Origin of the sequence: Acinetobacter sp. V102_4 (genome assembly GCF_031799005.1) — a bacterium.
In the GTDB taxonomy this organism is placed as follows: domain Bacteria; phylum Pseudomonadota; class Gammaproteobacteria; order Pseudomonadales; family Moraxellaceae; genus Acinetobacter; species Acinetobacter calcoaceticus.
In genome coordinates, this window is the sequence record NZ_JAVQNR010000053.1 from 97,200 (window position 1) to 115,937 (window position 18,738).

Consider the following 18,738-nt stretch of genomic DNA (forward strand, 5'->3'; position numbering starts at 1 on the left):
TTTTAAGAATGATTTAAGCTTATCGCTGTTGTTTTTTTACTTGAAGTTTTTAAATGAAAATTAAATATTTAATTCTTGCGTTATTACCTTTTTCTTTGATGGCGTGTCAAACAGTTACTAATACTCCTGCTCCAATTGTATCTGAGCAACAACAAAATCTTACAACCACTTTAGGTGAATATGCTTGGACTTATCAAAATGTAAAAGCTTCTAAACCACTTGTACTTAATTTTAATGCAGACGGCCAACTAAATATTAATACCGGTTGTAACGATCAAGGTGGTACTTGGAAAGTTGAAGGTAACCAACTTGTTACCTCTAGTCTTGTTTCAACTTTGATGGCTTGTCAAGATGACTTGATGAAACAAGAACAACTTTCTACTAGCCTCTTTAATGAAGCAAAATTACCAATCGAAATTAGCAACAATAATGGTCAGGTGATTTTAAGCGTGACAGATAAAACTGGTCAAAAGCATATTTTCCAAGGTCAAAAAGCAGTTAATACTCAAGCTTTAACAGATTATTCTTGGTCTTATCAGCCTGAAAATACAAAAAAACCAATCGTTCTTAACTTTAGCAATGACCGTTTATCTATCGCAACAGGTTGTAACCGCCAAGGAACAACTTGGAAAGTTGAAAATAATACGATTGTAACGGCTGACGTAATGTCAACGATGATGGCTTGTGAACCTGCTTTAATGAAACAGGAACAATTCTCTAGCAGCCTCTTCCAAAAACGTGCGATTCCATTTGAACTCAATACAACAAATGTTGATCAACCAACATTAACTGTTGTTGATGCGCAAGGTCAAAAATATACTTTCACAGGTAAAATGACACCTGAAGCAAAATATCAATCTGAAGGGAAAACTGTTTTCCTAGAAGTTGCTCCACAAACTAAATCATGTACTGGTGTAGCACCACAAACATGTATGCAAGTTCGTGAAATTAAATATGATGACAAAGGTGTTAAAACTTACGCTGACAAAAACTGGTCATTATATTATGGTCAAATTGAAGGTTTTGAACACAATCCTGACCAACGCGTAATTTTACGTGTAAAACGTTTTGAAGTGAAAAATCCAGCAGCAGACCAATCTAGCCTAGCAGATGTGTTGGATATGGTTGTAGAGCAAGAGTTAGTTAAAAAACCTAAAAAATAAGTTTTTAGACTAAAAAAATCCGATGCTTATGCATCGGATTTTTTTATTTCTATTCTTAGAAAATACCTTGAGCAAGCATTGCATCAGCTACTTTTACAAAGCCTGCAATATTGGCACCATCAACATAGTTAACAGTACCGTCTTCTTTTGTACCGTATCTTACACAATTGGCATGAATAGCTTTCATAATTGCATGTAGACGCTCATCTACCTCAGCATGTGTCCAGCTTAAACGAATTGCATTTTGAGACATTTCTAAACCAGACGTTGCGACACCACCTGCATTAGATGCTTTTCCTGGCGCATATAAAATTTTGGCTTTGATAAAGTGTTCAACTGCCTCAAGTGTAGATGGCATATTAGCGCCTTCAGCCACACAAATTACGCCGTTAGAAATAAGCGTTTTAGCATCTTCACCTGTTAATTCATTTTGCGTAGCACATGGTAAAGCAATATCAACAGGAATATGCCAGGGTGTTTTCCCTTCAAAATATTCAAAGCCATGTTTAGAAGCAAACTCAGAAATACGGCCACGCTTAACGTTTTTAAGATTCATAACTTCATCAAGTAATTCATCTGTAAAACCATTTTTTACATAAACAGTTCCATTAGAGTCAGATAAAGTAACAACTTTGGCCCCTAAGAACATAGCCTTCTCTGCCGCGTATTGCGCAACATTACCCGAACCAGAAACAGAGACTGTTTTGCCAACGAAAGACTGCCCACGCGCTTTTAGCATTTCTTCTGCAAAATAAACCGTACCATAGCCAGTTGCTTCTGGGCGCATTAAGCTACCACCAAATGAAATTCCCTTACCAGTAAAGACACAAGCGGTGTCGTTACTTAGCTTTTTCATCATGCCTGCCATGTAACCGACTTCACGCGCGCCCACGCCAATATCTCCCGCAGGAATATCAGTATTCGGACCCAAATGACGGTATAGCTCAATCATGAGTGCCTGACAGAATCGCATAATTTCAGCATCAGATTTACCTTTAGGATCGAAATCTGAACCACCTTTCCCCCCACCCATTGGTAAGGTTGTAAGTGAGTTTTTAAAAGTCTGCTCAAAACCTAAAAATTTTAAAATTGATAGATTGACCGATGGATGGAAACGCATTCCACCTTTGAATGGACCAATTGCTGAATTGTATTGAACACGGAAAGCTCGGTTAACTTGAGTCTGACCTTGATCATTCATCCATGAAACACGAAATTGAATAACTCGCTCTGGTTCAACAAGACGCTCTAACAACCCCTGCTCTGCATATTCTGGATTTTTTTCAATAAATGGCCACAAACTCGTCATGACTTCTTCGACAGCTTGCAAAAATTCAGGTTGATGCGGATCACGCGCTTGCACGTAATTCAGGAATTCATTCAGATTGTTGTATTTCAATGCAAGGTCCTCAGCATAGTCATGAATTAAATTGGTGCAATGCATTCTCAAATGCATCATTTAGCAGCAAAATATTAAATCCCTTTCCATCAATTTTAACAATAGTTATTTTAAATTATTTTATTTATCTTAATTATCATAAACTTATTTTTAGGAAAACTATCTAAAGATAAGAAATATTAATTTATCTTTTCATTTTTATTGATCCATTATTGTGCAATATTAGCTATATTTTAGGTCAATCAAAAAGCCAATAAATTCGTTAAAATCCATTGACCTTACTTAGGTTTTTCTTCATTATCGCATCGTTTTAACCAAACTATTTACCCCCTATGAATTCATCTATTTCTCTCATACGCGAGATTGATGCGTTATTACCACAAACACAATGTGGTCTATGTGGACATCGTGATGGATGTCTACCCTACGCAAAGTCGATTGCTGAAGGTGAAGAAGCAAATAAATGTGTTCCAGGTGGTCAGCCTGTAGCCGATGCACTCGCAAATCTATTAAATCGCCCTATGTTAACCGCTGAAAGTAGCGTGTGGCCTATACAGGCCGATGGTCGCCCACAGCGAATGAAAGCGATTATTCGTGAAAATGAATGTATCGGCTGCACCAAATGTATTAGTGCTTGTCCTGTAGATGCTATCATTGGCAGTGGTAAGCTCATGCATACTATCTTGACCGACTTATGTACGGGTTGTGAGTTATGCATTCCACCTTGTCCAGTAGATTGCATTGATCTAGTTGAGGACACACAAGCCTTACCCAATGAACAACAGCGTGCCGCAGAACAAAATGATTTAAGGCAACGCTACTACTCACATATTCAACGTGAAGAAAAGCGTCGCAGTCACCGTAAAGGTCCTGTGGTACGCGCTGAAATTGACACTCAACTGTTTGCGCAGTTTTCTCAGGTACTTGATGAACTACCGTCAATTGAGCTCACAGAGAAACCTAAAGAAGCTGTGTTAACTGATGCAAAAACTACAATTGAGTTAGCCAAAATCCGCACCCAAATTAAGAAACTGGAAAAACAGCTAGGTGTGCGTGAAGATGCTAAAAAGCGTCTTCAACTCGAAGAATTACAACAGCAACTCATGCAACTACAGGAGGTCTGAATGGCTGTCAAAAATATGACGAAAAAGCAGATTCAAATATTCTTTGAACGCCTTCGCGAACAACGGCCCTCTCCTCAAACCGAGTTAAAATATTCATCTTCTTTTGAGTTACTCATTGCAGTTATGTTGTCAGCTCAAGCTACCGACGTGAGTGTGAATAAGGCAACGGATAAACTTTATCCTGTGGCTAATACAGCCGAGAAAATTTACAACTTGGGTGTAGATGGGTTAAAGGAATATATTAAAACAATTGGCCTTTACAACGCTAAAGCAGAAAATGTCATTAAGACCTGTAAGATTTTAATGGAGCAATTTAACGGCGAAGTTCCAAGCAACAGGAAAGACCTAGAAGCCTTGCCGGGTGTGGGGCGTAAAACCGCAAATGTTGTTTTAAATACAGCTTTCGGACAACCTACCATGGCCGTCGATACCCATATTTTCCGAGTGGGAAATCGAACTGGCTTAGCCGTAGGTAAAAATGTACTTGAAGTTGAGCACCGTTTAATTAAAGTCATTCCTAAAGAATTTATTTTAGATTCACATCACTGGCTTATATTGCACGGTCGTTATTGTTGTATAGCCCGTAAACCTAAATGTGCAGAATGTATAGTTGCAGATGTTTGCAACTGGCCTGACCGTTTTGAATTTGGTGCGCAAAAACAAATTACTATTAAAAATATTGAAGCTTAAAAATATGGTTGGGTATAGGTAACATACCCAATCAAACTTACTTTAGACGCTTTTTCTGATTACGCTCTTCTTTTGCTTGTTTTTGTACCTGCCTAAGCATTTTATAACTCTGATAACCCAAAAATATGACGAGTGCCAGACTTAGCAATACCACCAAAATCAATATGATTTTCATATTGTTCTCCTGCACTGAGTGAAAGAAAAGAGCCCTCATAATGAGAGCTCCTTGTCACAAATAATATTTTAATTATTTATCTAAAATATTAAACAAGTCTGTTTGTACATCTTCAATTGTACGTAAACCATTAAGCTTGTCATAAGTCGGCGCATTCTCACCAGATGCAGCACGGCTTTGATAGAAGCCAACCAATTGCTCGGTTTCTGTATGATAAGACGCTAAACGTTTACGGATCGTTTCTTCTTGGTCATCTGGACGTTGAACAAGATCTTCACCAGTTTCATCATCTTTACCTTCCACTTTAGGTGGGTTGTAAACTGTATGATAAACACGGCCAGAAGCTGGATGCTGGCGACGACCAGAAAGACGTTGTACGATTTCTTCATCAGGAACATCAATTTCAATCACGTGATCAATGCTAATCCCTTCTTTTTCCAAAGCTTCAGCTTGTGGAATAGTACGCGGGAAACCATCGAAAATGCAGCCATTTGCACAGTCAGGTTGAGCAATACGTTCTTTTACTAAACCGATAATAAGTTCATCTGAAACCAAACCACCAGATTCCATTACACTTTTAGCTTTTAGACCTAATTCAGTACCTTCACGAATTGCAGCACGGAGCATATCACCGGTTGAAATTTGTGGGACATTGTAGCGCTTACAGATCAACTGAGCCTGAGTCCCTTTGCCTGCCCCAGGTGGTCCGAGTAAGATAATGCGCATAAAAAACATCCTCATTTAAAACAATGAATGTGAAGCCTGGCAGAAAAAGTCTCATTAATCTTCAATAGATCCTGCCCGACGTCGAATTATAAGAAAGCCACAAACAAATGTATTGTACCAGCAATAAATCCGGTTACCCCACCTAGTACAATAAGAATCCACTCATCCTCCTGAAATGCAGGACGCAATAAATTCTGAAACTCTTTTGGTGTCAGTTCGCGAATACGCTCTTTAAACATTTGAAAAATCTTCTGTGCCCGGCTTGCGTTCAGTGCTGGGTCACATACGGGTCCCATCGTAATTTCAATTGAACGATCAATCAAGTCCGTCTTTAACCTTGCGTACTCTCTTGGCCCTAAAGAAAGCTGTAAAGATGTACGAACTAACGGTGTTTCCATAATTTCGTTAATATGACGCTTCACAATACGGCGCGTCTTGTCTTTACGCGGCCCATACATCATTTCAGTCATAATTGATTTTAACGTAATCAGATCTTCAGTTACTACGCTTGAAAACACATCAGAGACTTCCTCTTGACGCTTCATAAAAGCACCTTGGACATTATAAGTGCCAATTCGAAGAACTGGTACAATCCAAGGGAACTTACGATCTTTTGTTAATCTAAAAATCTGCGGATAACGAATATAATGTGGCTCAATCGGGTTAAATACCATCCAGATTGCAATCCAGTTCGTTAAAAAGCCCCAAATCGCAGCCCAAAAAGGTACTGTCCAGTGCCAAGGTACGACAAACCAGACAACCATTTGGAAAATACCAAAGAACATTCCAATTAAAGCGCTAATATGCCAAATAAAGTTGATTTCTTTTTGACCAACTTTCAAGAACATACGTACCATCAAACGGCGATCACCTTCCATTTGGCTCACCACCATTTCACGCATATTAACCAGTGACTCGACGTTCATGGTCAGCTCAGTCACTAATTCTCTTAACACGCCCGGTAATTGTTTATGCGCCTGAGCATAAATACGGCGTTTAATTGAATAAGGTAAGTTTTCCCAAAGTACAGCATTACGATCGATCATGACTTCATCAATCAGATGTTCAAGTTCAAACCCAACTTGTTCACCAATAATACGTGCCATATCTTCAGGATCCATTGCTTCTAAAAATTCACGCAATGAACCTAACTTAGATAAAGTATTGTCAGTAATAATACCTGAGATACGTCCAGCCTTACGTGGCACGATACCTTGCCAACCTACTGGTAATGGACCTAAGTGGAAACCCCAAAATTTAATTGGGTAAAACACCATTTTTAAAGCCATCCACACGTGTGCCCATGTAACAAAGGCAGTGACGGGAATAATACTTAAAACGGCCCAAAAATCAGGTCTGTGTAAAAAGGTCTGCCACAATCCGCTGACGTACTCTAACATGTAAGACTCTCGTATTTATTTGTGCTCTGCTTATGGCGAGTTAACAATAAACTGCTTTTTTATAAACCAAAACTTAGAGAATAAGAAAATTGAATTTGTGGTTTAGTATCCGCGGCAACATTTCCATTTTGGTCAGTTAATTTTTCCGCCGCACCAATACCCACACTAAAAGTACTAATTCTTTCTGAATTCAACAACACATAGGCCAAATCGACACCAGCGCCTAAACGGGATTTATAATCACCATCGACCTCTTTACTATCGAGATGCCCAGCATAAAAACCGATATAGTAACCATTTTTATCTGTGCCGGTAAGATAATAAGGATATCGAAACCCGACTTGGCCACCAGCAGTTTTGTCACCATTCAAAAAAGCGCCAACTTTTGCATAGGCAATACCATAAGGGTTTACCCATTCGCCGTTTAGATGTAATAATTTTTGTGTAAAACCTGCACCCACATTCCACGTAGATGCCGTATGTCCTGCTAATTTTGCTTCTGGAAGAAACGAATAGTCTTGAGCATGAGCCCAACTACTTACCGTCAAAACTGCAAGTAAGGGATAAATTTTTCTCATTATTTTCTCCATTTTCCCTAATCGTATGGTGAGAACAACCCTATTCTATTGAATGAGAGACTTTAACAGAATTATTTTGCTTCTTATATACAAGTATCTACAATTTTGTTGTCTGCAAAGTCAAAACGTATCTTATTAAAAGGCAATGAAACTTTGAAAATTATGCAATATTTTAAGCGCTCTTGCGTTAGAATAAGCAGCTATTTTTCCACCCTATGTCATTAAGTCGATCCTTATGAAGCAGCACTTTCCTTTAAAAGATATCCAGCAAGAAAAGCGCATTTATCGGGGACGAATCTTTTTTGCCGTAGGTCTGGTTATCGTTTGCTTATTAGTATTGATTAGCCGATACGCTTATCTACAAATTTTTCACTACGACGAATTCTCTACAGCATCTGACAAAAACCGGATTCGCTTACAACCACTACCACCTGCTCGTGGTTATATCTATGACCGAAATGGTGTATTGCTGGCAGACAACTATCCTGTTTTTACAGCAACTTTAAGTAAAACAGATGTGGAAGATGCAGACCATGTTGTTGAACAGCTACAGCCTATTTTAGATCTAACACAAGAAGATATTGATCGCTTCAAAAGTCGTATAAAAACTGCTCGCAAAACTGAACGTGTCGCGATTAAACTTAATCTAACCGAAGCCAATATTGCCAAGTTCAGTGAAGCGAAATATAAGTTTCCCGGCGTAAGAATCGAAACACAAATGACCCGTTATTACCCACATGGTGAGTTATTTGCTCATGTGATTGGTTATGTAGGGCGTATTAACGATAAAGAATTAAAAAGTATTGATAAAGATTTATATGCTGGAACCAACCTGATTGGAAAAATTGGCGTTGAGAAAAGCTATGAAGATTTGCTACACGGAACACCAGGGTATGAATCTGTTGAAGCAGATGCCCACAGTAACATATTGCGCCATTTAGGCCGCAAAGACCCTACTCGCGGGAATGATCTCTATTTATCTTTAGATTATGGTCTACAAGTTGTTGCGTCTCAACAGCTCGCAGGCCGTCGTGGTGCCATTGTAGCCATCGACCCTCGCACTGGTGAAATTCTGGCTTTAGTATCTAGCCCAAGTTTCAACCCTAATTTATTTGTGACTGGCATTAACCATAAAGATTATAGTTCTTTACGTGATAGTTTAGATCAACCGCTTTATAACCGTGCTGTACAAGGTGCATATCCACCAGGCTCCACCATTAAACCAATGGAAGCCATGGGTGGTTTACACTACGGTATTGTAAACTGGTCAACAGCAATTTCTGACCCAGGTTATTTTCACTTACCCGGTGATTCGCATAAATTCCGCGACTGGAAAAAATCTGGTCATGGCATCGTGAACATGCATAAAGCCATCATTATGTCATGTGACACCTATTTTTATATTCTTGCCCATCAAATGGGTATTGATCAAATGAACCAATGGATGCGTCAATTTGGATTCGGTCAAAAAACAGGTGTCGACTTACCAAGTGAAAGTGAAGGTCTTTACCCAAATCCTGAATGGAAAATGCGTACTCGCAAAGCCAAATGGATGAAAGGTGAAACTATTTCTGTGAGTATTGGACAAGGTGCGTTTACAGCCACCCCTTTACAACTTGCTATGGCAACTGCAATTACAGCCAATCATGGTTCTCATGTCACTCCTCACGTTTTACGTGCAACTCATGGTGCAAAACCATTTACTGTACGTAATGCGCCTGATGGCAAAATTAACTTCAACGGAACGGATGAAGACTGGGTTCAAATGCGCGATGCCATGATTGATGTAATTCAATCAGGTACTGGCCGAGGCATTCGTACTCCTTTGTACCAAATTGCAGGAAAGACAGGAACCGCACAGGTTAAAAGTATTGCACAGGGTAAACGTTACAATGAATCAGCCCTGAGCGAACGCCAACTTGACCATGGTTTATTCGTTGGATTTGCACCTGCTGACAAACCAGAAATTGCGATTGCCGTGATTTGGGAAAATGGTCGTCATGGTGGTTCGGCCGCCCAACTTGCAAGACCTATTTTTGATTATTGGTTATTAACTCGTAAGAAAAATCCAACTCGACCAGCAAACCATCAAGTCAATGGTGGATTGATGACAGCTGGAATTAAGCCAGGTGAACTCCCAAGCGGTGGTGAAAGCTCTAGTCCAGCACCAGCCATCTCAACTGCACCTGGAGCATCAACACCACAAGCTACACCAGCTCGTCCTGCAACCAATGAGGTCGATGAATAATGAAAAATCAATTACGTATTATTGGCGGCAAATGGAAAAGACGAGTACTTCCTTTTGCTAGCATCGATGGTTTACGCCCCACTCCAGACAGAGTACGTGAAACTTTGTTTAACTGGCTCATGTGGGATATTCAAAATGCGCATGTCCTTGATGTGTGCACAGGCTCTGGCGCATTAGGTTTTGAGGCTCTGTCACGTGGTGCAGCATCAGTTTATATGATTGAACCTGACAAAACTCAGGCACGATTTTTAAAAGATAATGTTGAGCTATTAAAAGCCCAAAACTGTCATTTAATCAATGCAACTGCTCAACAAGCTTTACCCCGTTTAAAAGAACAGTTCGATGTGGTGTTTTTAGATCCACCTTATAGTCTAGATTTATGGCAAGAGCTCTCGAACTTGGCAGAGCCGCATATTAAAAAGAATGGATATATTTATGTTGAGGCTGACCGAGATTTATCTCAGCTTCACCTTCCTGCAACATGGCAACAAGTTAAAATAACGAAAGCTGGTACAGTACACGCTGGGCTTTATCAGAAAATAGCTGAATAAAAAAGGTAGCCTAAAGCTACCTCTTGCTTTTGAAGTTATGACTAACTTAATCCAATCACTGCAACAATTGCCGCACAAGCACCTACAATTTTTTTGCCATATGGCACATATCGTGTAACCGCAGCACCTAATGCTAATCCACCACAATAAATTAAAGCCATAGCCGCAACCATACCTGTCACTAATGCAACGACATGGCCTGCCTGTGCTAACTCAACCCCATGCGCTATGCCATGAAAGCTTGCAAGTAATGCCGCAGCGATAGGTAAAATCCGATTTGATTTTGTCCATAGTGCAATTGCTGTAACAACTAAAGAAGCAACAATCCCATATTCAGCAACATTTGCAGGTACTAAACCTTGAGCACCAATTAAAAAGCCTACAATTAGAGCAACACTCAAAGTAATTACACCTGCAACTTTCCATTGCTTAGCTGCTGACCAGAGTAAAACACCGAAAGCTAAGGCCATCACTAAATGATCTAAACCAGTAAAGGGATGAATAAAACCTGCCATAAAACCAGAATGTTGATGGTCATGTCCTGGGTGTGCGATTACAAGTGTAGGTAGCAATGCAAGGAGCCCTATGCCCCATTTTTTAATGAAGTTCATAATCTCTCCTTAAGCTTTAAACAGCCCTTGTTTCTCGATAAATTGAATAATTTCTTCAAGACCGTCTTGTGTTTTCATATTTGAAAATAAGAATGGTTTTTCGCCGCGCATGCGTTTCGCATCTTGATCCATCACATCAAGATTTGCACCGACCATTGGCGCAAGGTCAGTTTTATTAATAATGAGTAAATCTGATTTGGTAATGCCCGGCCCACCTTTACGTGGAATTTTTTCGCCACCGGCTACATCAATTACATATAACGTTAAATCAGAAAGTTCGGGGCTAAATGTTGCTGCTAAATTATCACCCCCACTTTCAATGATAATGAGCTCCAAGCCTTCAAACTTTTCACATAAATCATCAATGGCAGCCAAGTTAATTGAAGCATCTTCGCGAATTGCTGTGTGTGGGCATCCCCCTGTTTCTACACCCACAATACGATCTGGCGACATCGCTTCGTTACGAGTTAAAAAATTTGAGTCTTCTTTGGTATAAATATCATTCGTTACCACAGCCATGTTGTATTTATTACGCAAGGCTAAACATAAATTAAGAGTAAGCGCAGTTTTGCCCGAACCCACCGGTCCGCCAATTCCAACTCGTAATGGACTACGTTCTGTCATGATTTTTATCCTTTTTTCCTAAACTTAAGATCTGAATAACCGTGAATATTGTGTTTCGTGTTTCATGCTCAACATGGCATAACGAGGTAAAGCGCTGCTCAATTGCTCATCATTAAGTTTTAAGGCTTTTTCTATCGCCTGTGGTACTAAACCATGTAAATGCCATAAAATTCTTTGTCCAGCCATTTGCCCTAAAGGTACGGTTTTTACCGCAGCCAGAACCTGATTTTCTAAAACGGTAAAGGTATAAGCTGTGAGCACATCAACATCGTTAAGTCCAAGTCGACCACAGAGCTGTGCATAGACAGGCACAAAACCAAACTGCTTTTTAACATCAACAGGTTTTTTTAAAACATCTCTAATCCATGCATTTAAAGAAAATGCCAGCTGCTGAGATTCCGCTAAAAGCTCTTTGCTTTCTCGGCTTGCTCTATATAAATTTGCCCAAACCAGAAACTGATCTTGGTCATCATGATGTTGCATGAGACGTTTCAGTACTGGCAGCTCAAACCTTACTAACAGCATCTCCAGCACTTCTTCGAAATAAGCAATTGCCGATATTTCATCGTGTATTAAGCCAATATCAATGGCTGTTTCTACACCTTGTGAATAACAATATGCTCCAACTGGCAATGCCGTAGAAGACAATGTCAGTAATTGAAGTAATTGCGCCGCGTTATGAATGGACATGATGCAAAGCTTTGATTGGGCTTAAGCGATGATCATGACTATGCTGCGCATAAGCACCACTTTCAGGTTCAAATGGATGATCAATCTCTGTCACTTCCAGACCTAAGCCCTCTACCATTTCTGCAAGTACATGATCAGGTTCAAAATACAACGCTGTAGGCGTCAGCATTAATGGTACATGTCTGTTACCGAGGTGGTAGGCTGCTTTAAGCAAATCAAAATCGCTTGCTGCGCTGACTTGCATCAAACGTTCAGGCTTAGCATCAACACGTAGTACATCACCTTGTTGAGTTGCAATATATGAACCACTGCGCAAAATTCCAGTACGTGGTAAATCGGCACCAATATCTACGCCACTCGCTAAAGCCGCTCGAAACCGTGATTTTTGGCGGGTATCAAAAGTCAGTTCAACCGTTTCAAATGTCTGGTCAGGAGAAATGTGTTCAAGGCGTTGTGTATAGATTTTCATTTAGCTCTTCTCTCCTTATTTATTTCATTCATGTGTATAAATTAGTGAGGCAAATCACCTCTGTAAAACTCATTAAAACAAGAAATAACGCTGCGCCATTGGCAATACTTCAGCAGGTTCACATGTTAATAATTCACCATCAGCTCTCACCTCGTAAGTCTCGGGGTGTACATGCATAACAGGACAATATGTGTTGTGTTTCATATCGGTTTTGCTAATCGCACGCGTGTTTTTACATGGACTAATTAACTTTTTAAGGTTTAATTTTTCAGCAACTTTTTCATCAATCGCTGCTTGCGATAAAAATGTAATACAAGTGTTGTGCACACCACGTGGGTAGGCACCAAACATTGGACGGTAATGCACTGGTTGAGGTGTCGGAATTGAAGCATTAATGTCACCCATTGGTGCTGCTGCAATCATGCCGCCTTTAATAATCATAGATGGCTTCACCCCAAAAAAGGCAGGTTTCCACAATACCAAATCAGCAAGTTTTCCAACTTCAACCGAACCAACTTCATGACTTAAACCATGCGTAATTGCTGGGTTAATCGTATATTTGGCAATGTAACGTTTAACCCGATTATTATCATGAAACTCGTTATCACCCTCTAAAGGGCCGCGTTGAATTTTCATTTTGTGGGCAGTTTGCCAAGTACGTAAAATCACTTCCCCCACACGACCCATTGCCTGAGAGTCCGATGACATCATGGCAATGGCGCCTAAGTCTTGCAGAATATCTTCGGCTGCAATCGTTTCACGGCGAATACGACTTTCTGCAAAAGCGACATCTTCAGCAATTGCTGGGTCTAAATGGTGGCATACCATCAGCATATCTAAATGCTCATCAATGGTATTAATCGTATAAGGTCGTGTTGGATTAGTAGAAGACGGCAATACGTTACTTTGTCCAATCGCTTTTAAAATGTCTGGTGCATGCCCACCACCTGCACCTTCGGTATGGTAGGTATGAATCGTACGATTTTTAAATGCGGCTAGAGTTTCTTCTAAAAAACCACTTTCATTTAAAGTATCTGTATGAATCGCTACCTGCACATCAAACTCATCCGCCACGCTCAGGCAGTTATCAATGGCTGCTGGTGTTGAACCCCAATCTTCATGCAGCTTTAAGCCAATCACCCCAGCTTTAATTTGCTCTCGAATGGGCTCTGGTAAACTTAAATTACCTTTGCCTAATAGGCCAATATTCATCGGCAAATCATCAATGGCCTGTAACATGGTAGCAATGTGCCAAGGTCCCGGAGTCACTGTTGTTGCAGAGGTTCCTGCTGCTGGCCCTGTACCACCACCAACCATTGTTGTTGTACCAGACATAAGCGCAGTTTCAACTTGTTGAGGACAAATCCAGTGAATGTGGGTATCAATACCACCTGCTGTTAAAATTTGTCCCTCACCCGCAATCACTTCTGTTGCAGCCCCTAAAGGAATCGTAATGTCTGGTTGAATATCGGGGTTTCCAGCTTTTCCTATTTTCCAAATGCGACCATTCTTTAAGCCTACATCAGCTTTAACAATTCCCCACCAATCCACAATTAAAGCATTGGTAATGACAGTATCAGCGACTTCATTGGCTAAAAGCTGTGACTGCCCCATCCCATCACGAATGACTTTTCCGCCACCAAATTTAACTTCTTCACCGTATGTCGTTAAATCTTGCTCAACTTCAATAAACAGCTCTGTATCAGCCAAGCGAATACGATCACCCACTGTTGGACCAAACATCTCAGCATATGCACGACGTGACATTTTCATAACTTAATACTCATCTCTTTCATTATCATTGTTATGTCTAATCCAACTTGCCCATGACGCGGCCTGCGAAACCATAAACTTCTCGCTTACCAGCTAAAGCAACAAGTTCAACTTCCCGAGTTTGTCCCGGTTCAAAGCGAATTGCTGTACCAGCTGCAATATTCAATCGAAAACCTTTGGCCATTTCACGATCGAACTGTAATGCATCATTTGCTTCATAAAAATGAAAATGAGAACCCACCTGAATAGGCCGATCGCCAATGTTGGCAACTACAACTTTTAAAGTTTGCCGCCCAACATTCAGTTCAATATCAGCATCTGCAGTAATGATTTCGCCGGGGATCATAAGCGTTCCTTTTATACGATTGGCTGATGGACAGTGACTAATTTTGAGCCATCTGGAAAAGTTGCCTCGACCTGAACCTCAGCAATCATTTCTGACACACCATCCATCACATCTTCGCGCTTTAATAAGGTTGTACCATAATGCATTAAATCACTGACCGTCATACCGTCCCGTGCACCTTCAAGTAAAGCTGCTGAAATAAAAGCAATAGCTTCAGGATAATTCAGTTTCAAGCCACGCGCTTTACGTCGCTCAGCAACCAGCCCTGCTGTAAAAATCAGTAATTTATCTTTTTCTGTTGGATTGAGTTCCATATCTCTTTCCTAAATTTCATTTATATTCTTTAAGCAAAATACGTGCTCAAAAGCAGCATACTTGTTTTAAATGTTTTTTAAATACGCAATTTAACGTAACTTAGGTTTTCCAAATTCTTGGAAATTCTTCTTCTAAATCAAACCAATATCGACGTAATTTAGCCCGTATAGCTGCGAAAGCATCATGACAATGTCGGGCATCATTTCCCAAAAAACGGGCCGAAACCACATCATCCAATAATGTTAATGTGACAGGTGCTTGCATACGCATCATCAATTCACGAATGATTTCTAGCTGTTGTTCTAAGTAAAATGATGAACGATATTTCTCGGGAGCGGCTGCCCAAAAGCTTCCCATTACTGCTTGATTGTTCATACCTAAACATGAACTAAGCCAACGATCTTCTCCTTCAAAATACAATGTATCTGCAACCAACAACTTATGTTCGCGCCACAATTTAAACTGATTGTAATAACTCCCTTGAACAAAGCGCTCAGCACGTGCCTGTCGCCCAAGTACCAACATATCCCATCCAATAAAACTTGCAGCATTATCAAGATGAATATGAGTTTCTGAATGCGCTAAAGCCCCATCAAAAAGCATTGTTTCTTGTGGAACCCACTCTAAAATAGACTGATCTTTCACATGCAAATGAATATGCTGAAAAGCTTGTTTCCCATTGGTTTTGTACCATTTCCCCGCTCCGGGAGTAGTCACTACCGCATGGGCTTGATCTTTGGTTTCAATTTCAAAAGTAAGATGATCTCCCCCTGCAATTCCTGCTGGTGGATGTACAATAATCGCATGGCATACACCTGTTCTTTCAGGCCAGAGCATTTTTTGCACCCTAACAGGGCCATAATGTTTTCGATGACTCATTATGGTGCGTGAATTTTCAAAACAAAATCCGAGCTCTAATTGCGCATACCAAAATGGTGCTAAAGAGTTTTTTGAAAACGTTTGTACCTGATTCATTCTGGTTCATATGTTCAAAATAAGTGCTTAAACTTATAAGCAAAATACGCACCAAATATAAAAAAAAGCCAACTGATAAAATTAGATACAATTTTTCGATTTTAATGAGTTAAAAAATCATCAATGTCTAACATAAAACCACAGTAACTTATGGAATTGTTTATACAATAGCGCCCACCGTTGCTTCCATACTTGCTCTCCATGAAACTTTTTTTCGTGTTAACCCCACTTGTCTTTTTAACTGGGTGTATTTTTGGCCAATCTAGTGAGGTCAAACGTGCAGAAAAGATCCTGCACAATTTCGAATGTAAAAATGTTGAGACAAGCCAGCTTGCAACAAGCTCGATTAATTCTTACTACCAGCAATCTTTAGCGGTAAGCAAAGAAAAAGCAACTTCATACGTAGAGAGCTACAAAAATGGTGAAGAATTATTCGACATGCCACTAGATGAAGTTTTAAAGCAACAATACCAACTCTATAAATCAGCATGTGACTCTCTAGGTGGAGTTTCAGCGCAACCGTAATTTATAAGGTATTCATTAAATCGTTTTAATGGATACCTCCTTTTTATTTTTGTTTTAATAATTATTCAAAATTTACTCATTTTACCTTTTGTTAAAATTAAATTACATACTTAAACTTTTATTAAGCTCTCATATTTCATAGCCTATTTATTGCTTTTTTATTTATTTTCCGAGGTTTAGATCATCATGAAAAAAACATTATTATCAGTTGCACTTGTAAGTGCCCTTCTTGTTGCTTGTAGCAAAAATGAAAATAAAGCTGACACAACAGCACAAGCCTCTGCTCCAGCACAAACTACTGAAGCTAATAACAATGCAGTAGATACCGCTCATACAGCTGAAAACTCACTAGATTGGGACGGTACATATAAAGGCACTCTTCCATGTGCAGACTGTGAAGGTATTAAAACTGAGTTAGAGTTAAAAGATGATAAAACTTATGAATTGACTGAAACTTATCTTGGCAAAGGTGATAAAAATCCATTTGAAACACATGGTACATTTACTTTTGACAAAGATAATACTTCTGTAATTACCTTAGATGACAAAGGACAAAATCGTAAATTCTTCATTGGTGAAAATACGGCAACTGCTTTAGATATGGAAGGTAAGAAAGTTGAAGGTTCTTTAGCTGAACACTATGTATTGAAAAAATAATTATTTTTTAATGATAAAAAACCCGCTCATTTGAGCGGGTTTTCTTTTGAAATCAGTTCTTAGTGAGCTGCGAATTGGTTCATTGTGTTTTTAGCATCGTCATGCGCTTTAAGTGCATTGTCACCAGAGAAGATTTCTTTGTGATCATCACCGATGTCAGAACCAGCCATTGCTTGGTGTTTCACACAAGCGATACCACCACGGATTTCTTTACGTTGTACGCCAGCAACATAAGCCAACATACCTTCAGAACCGAAGTAACCTTGTGCAAGCTCATGTGTAGAAAGAGCAGCAGTGTGGTAAGTCGGAAGTGTGATCAAGTGATGGAACACACCTGCTTCACGAGAAGCATCTGCTTGGAATGTACGGATCTTAGCGTCTGCATCAGCAGCTAATTCAGTAGCATCATACTCAGCGCTCATTAATTTAGCACGGTCGTAAGCAGAAACGTCTTTACCTTCAGCAACCCAACGATCGTAAGCTTGTTGACGGAAGTTTAAAGTCCAGTTGAATGATGGGCTGTTGTTATAAACAAGCTTCGCATTTGGAACAACTTCTTTAACACGGTTAACCATGTGAGCGATTTCTTCTACGTTTGGAGTCGCAGTTTCGATCCAAAGAAGGTCAGCACCATTTTGAAGGCTAGATACACAGTCAAGTACAACACGGTCAATTTGTGTGTCAGCACGGAACTGATATAAACCAGAAGGTAAACGCTTAGGACGGTGTAATTTACCATCACGTTTAATTAAGATTTCGTCTTCTTGAGCATCAGCAATGTCAATTTCAACAGTGTCTAAGAAACCGATGTATTGAGAAGCAATGTCACCTGGCTCTTTAACCACTGGGATTTTTTGAGTCAAGTCAGCGCCTTCAGAGTCAGTACGCGCAACGATGATACCGTCATCAAGACCCATTTCTAAGAATGCATAACGTAATGCATGGATTTTAGAGATGAAATCTTCATGTGGAACAGTTACTTTACCAGCTTGGTGACCACATTGTTTAGCATCAGATACTTGGTTTTCGATTTGAAGCGCACAAGCACCAGCTTCGATCATTTTACGAGCAAGCAAGTAAGTCGCTTCTTCGTTACCAAAACCAGCATCGATGTCAGCAATAATTGGCACAATGTGAGTTTGGAAACCGTCGATTTGAGCAGTGATTTCAGCAGCTTTAGCAGTATCACCAGCTTCGTTTGCTTTTTTAAGCGCACGGAATAAATCATTTAATTCTTTTGCGTCAGCTTGACGTAAGAAAGTGTAGATTTCTTCGATTAATGCAGGCACTGAAGTTTTTTCGTGCATAGATTGGTCAGGAAGTGGACCAAATTCTGAACGAAGAGCAGCAACCATCCAACCAGAAAGGTAGATATAGCGACGTTCAGTAGTACCGAAGTATTTTTTGTTCGCAATCATTTTTTGTTGTGCGATAAAACCGTGCCAGCAACCTAATGATTGAGTGTATTTGCTAGAGTCAGCATCATAAGCAGCCATATCACGACGCATAATCGCAGCTGTATATTTAGCAATGTCTAAACCAGTTTTGAATTGGTTTTGCATTTGCATACGTGCAGCATCTTCTGGGCTAATATCGCGCCAAGTGCTACCGAATTTTGCTTTTAGTTCGCGGATTGCATCAATCGCTGTTTGATATGTAGTCATGATATTGTCCTGTATTCATTTTAGGATTTCATCGA

General features: G+C 39.8%; 21 protein-coding genes. 7 read left to right on the forward strand and 14 right to left on the reverse strand.

Annotated features, from left to right (window positions below):
• Positions 1 to 53: 53 nt before the first annotated feature.
• Complete coding sequence (locus tag RMB13_RS20875) at positions 54 to 1,163, forward strand: META and DUF4377 domain-containing protein (RefSeq protein WP_311086268.1); 1,110 nt, start codon at positions 54 to 56, stop codon at positions 1,161 to 1,163.
• A gap of 55 nt (positions 1,164 to 1,218) precedes the next feature.
• Here the strand turns inward: RMB13_RS20875 and gdhA are convergent, their stop codons facing one another.
• Positions 1,219 to 2,622, reverse strand: a complete 1,404-nt coding sequence (gdhA, locus tag RMB13_RS20880) for an NADP-specific glutamate dehydrogenase (protein ID WP_132071852.1) — start codon at positions 2,620 to 2,622, stop codon at positions 1,219 to 1,221.
• 272 nt (positions 2,623 to 2,894) lie between these two features.
• On the opposite strand from gdhA, the gene RMB13_RS20885 reads away from it, so the two are divergent.
• Together RMB13_RS20885 and nth are read left to right on the forward strand one after the other, a co-directional pair.
• Positions 2,895 to 3,686 carry an RnfABCDGE type electron transport complex subunit B gene (locus RMB13_RS20885; RefSeq protein WP_311086269.1) on the forward strand — a complete coding sequence of 264 codons (792 nt, stop codon included), beginning with the start codon at positions 2,895 to 2,897 and terminating at the stop codon, positions 3,684 to 3,686.
• Positions 3,687 to 4,376, forward strand: a complete 690-nt coding sequence (gene nth, locus RMB13_RS20890) for an endonuclease III (RefSeq protein ID WP_311086270.1) — start codon at positions 3,687 to 3,689, stop codon at positions 4,374 to 4,376.
• Positions 4,377 to 4,413: 37 nt separating this feature from the next.
• On the opposite strand, the gene RMB13_RS21890 is transcribed toward nth, so the two are convergent.
• The 4 genes from RMB13_RS21890 to RMB13_RS20910 all read right to left on the reverse strand — a co-directional run bounded on the left by RMB13_RS21890 (position 4,414) and on the right by RMB13_RS20910 (position 7,255).
• Positions 4,414 to 4,551 carry a hypothetical protein gene (locus tag RMB13_RS21890; protein ID WP_162234628.1) on the reverse strand — a complete coding sequence of 46 codons (138 nt, stop codon included), beginning with the start codon at positions 4,549 to 4,551 and terminating at the stop codon, positions 4,414 to 4,416.
• 72 nt (positions 4,552 to 4,623) lie between these two features.
• Positions 4,624 to 5,277, reverse strand: a complete 654-nt coding sequence (gene adk / locus RMB13_RS20900) for an adenylate kinase (protein WP_003652994.1) — start codon at positions 5,275 to 5,277, stop codon at positions 4,624 to 4,626.
• 86 nt (positions 5,278 to 5,363) lie between these two features.
• Positions 5,364 to 6,677, reverse strand: a complete 1,314-nt coding sequence (locus RMB13_RS20905) for a membrane protein (RefSeq protein WP_017391677.1) — start codon at positions 6,675 to 6,677, stop codon at positions 5,364 to 5,366.
• 59 nt (positions 6,678 to 6,736) lie between these two features.
• On the reverse strand, positions 6,737 to 7,255 hold the full coding sequence (locus RMB13_RS20910) for a hypothetical protein (protein ID WP_005042185.1): 519 nt from the start codon (positions 7,253 to 7,255) through the stop codon (positions 6,737 to 6,739).
• A 235-nt stretch (positions 7,256 to 7,490) separates the two neighbouring features.
• On the opposite strand from RMB13_RS20910, the gene mrdA reads away from it, so the two are divergent.
• Positions 7,491 to 9,503 carry a penicillin-binding protein 2 gene (gene mrdA / locus RMB13_RS20915; RefSeq protein ID WP_311086271.1) on the forward strand — a complete coding sequence of 671 codons (2,013 nt, stop codon included), beginning with the start codon at positions 7,491 to 7,493 and terminating at the stop codon, positions 9,501 to 9,503.
• Entirely contained in the window at positions 9,503 to 10,054 is a 552-nt protein-coding gene (gene rsmD, locus RMB13_RS20920; protein WP_311086272.1) for a 16S rRNA (guanine(966)-N(2))-methyltransferase RsmD, read from the forward strand. Before mrdA ends, rsmD begins: the two co-directional genes overlap by 1 nt.
• 41 nt (positions 10,055 to 10,095) lie before the next feature.
• Here rsmD and RMB13_RS20925 read toward each other — a convergent pair whose 3' ends face one another.
• The 8 genes from RMB13_RS20925 to RMB13_RS20960 all read right to left on the reverse strand — a co-directional run bounded on the left by RMB13_RS20925 (position 10,096) and on the right by RMB13_RS20960 (position 15,857).
• Positions 10,096 to 10,665 carry a HupE/UreJ family protein gene (locus tag RMB13_RS20925; protein ID WP_311086273.1) on the reverse strand — a complete coding sequence of 190 codons (570 nt, stop codon included), beginning with the start codon at positions 10,663 to 10,665 and terminating at the stop codon, positions 10,096 to 10,098.
• Positions 10,666 to 10,674: 9 nt separating this feature from the next.
• Entirely contained in the window at positions 10,675 to 11,289 is a 615-nt protein-coding gene (gene ureG, locus RMB13_RS20930) for an urease accessory protein UreG (protein ID WP_002117800.1), read from the reverse strand.
• A 24-nt stretch (positions 11,290 to 11,313) separates the two neighbouring features.
• Positions 11,314 to 11,979, reverse strand: coding sequence for an urease accessory protein UreF (locus RMB13_RS20935; protein ID WP_017391681.1), 666 nt, complete (start codon positions 11,977 to 11,979; stop codon positions 11,314 to 11,316).
• Complete coding sequence (gene ureE, locus RMB13_RS20940) at positions 11,966 to 12,448, reverse strand: urease accessory protein UreE (RefSeq protein ID WP_311086274.1); 483 nt, start codon at positions 12,446 to 12,448, stop codon at positions 11,966 to 11,968. Before ureE ends, RMB13_RS20935 begins: the two co-directional genes overlap by 14 nt.
• A 72-nt stretch (positions 12,449 to 12,520) precedes the next feature.
• The gene (ureC, locus tag RMB13_RS20945; protein WP_311086275.1) at positions 12,521 to 14,221 is read right to left on the reverse strand and encodes an urease subunit alpha; all 1,701 of its coding nucleotides are present in this window, start codon (positions 14,219 to 14,221) and stop codon (positions 12,521 to 12,523) included.
• A 37-nt stretch (positions 14,222 to 14,258) separates the two neighbouring features.
• Complete coding sequence (locus tag RMB13_RS20950; protein ID WP_005042202.1) at positions 14,259 to 14,567, reverse strand: urease subunit beta; 309 nt, start codon at positions 14,565 to 14,567, stop codon at positions 14,259 to 14,261.
• Between the two features lie 11 nt (positions 14,568 to 14,578).
• Entirely contained in the window at positions 14,579 to 14,881 is a 303-nt protein-coding gene (gene ureA / locus RMB13_RS20955) for an urease subunit gamma (RefSeq protein WP_005042204.1), read from the reverse strand.
• Between the two features lie 100 nt (positions 14,882 to 14,981).
• Complete coding sequence (locus RMB13_RS20960) at positions 14,982 to 15,857, reverse strand: urease accessory protein UreD (protein ID WP_311086276.1); 876 nt, start codon at positions 15,855 to 15,857, stop codon at positions 14,982 to 14,984.
• Positions 15,858 to 16,058: 201 nt separating this feature from the next.
• Here RMB13_RS20960 and RMB13_RS20965 point away from each other — a divergent pair, with 201 nt between their 5' ends.
• Positions 16,059 to 16,382 carry a hypothetical protein gene (locus tag RMB13_RS20965; protein ID WP_005042208.1) on the forward strand — a complete coding sequence of 108 codons (324 nt, stop codon included), beginning with the start codon at positions 16,059 to 16,061 and terminating at the stop codon, positions 16,380 to 16,382.
• A 186-nt stretch (positions 16,383 to 16,568) separates the two neighbouring features.
• The gene (locus RMB13_RS20970; RefSeq protein WP_005042211.1) at positions 16,569 to 17,039 is read left to right on the forward strand and encodes a copper resistance protein NlpE; all 471 of its coding nucleotides are present in this window, start codon (positions 16,569 to 16,571) and stop codon (positions 17,037 to 17,039) included.
• Positions 17,040 to 17,098: 59 nt separating this feature from the next.
• Here the strand turns inward: RMB13_RS20970 and RMB13_RS20975 are convergent, their stop codons facing one another.
• A complete protein-coding gene (locus RMB13_RS20975; RefSeq protein WP_003653024.1) occupies positions 17,099 to 18,703 on the reverse strand; it encodes an isocitrate lyase in 1,605 nt (534 codons plus the stop codon).
• Positions 18,704 to 18,738 lie beyond the last annotated feature (35 nt).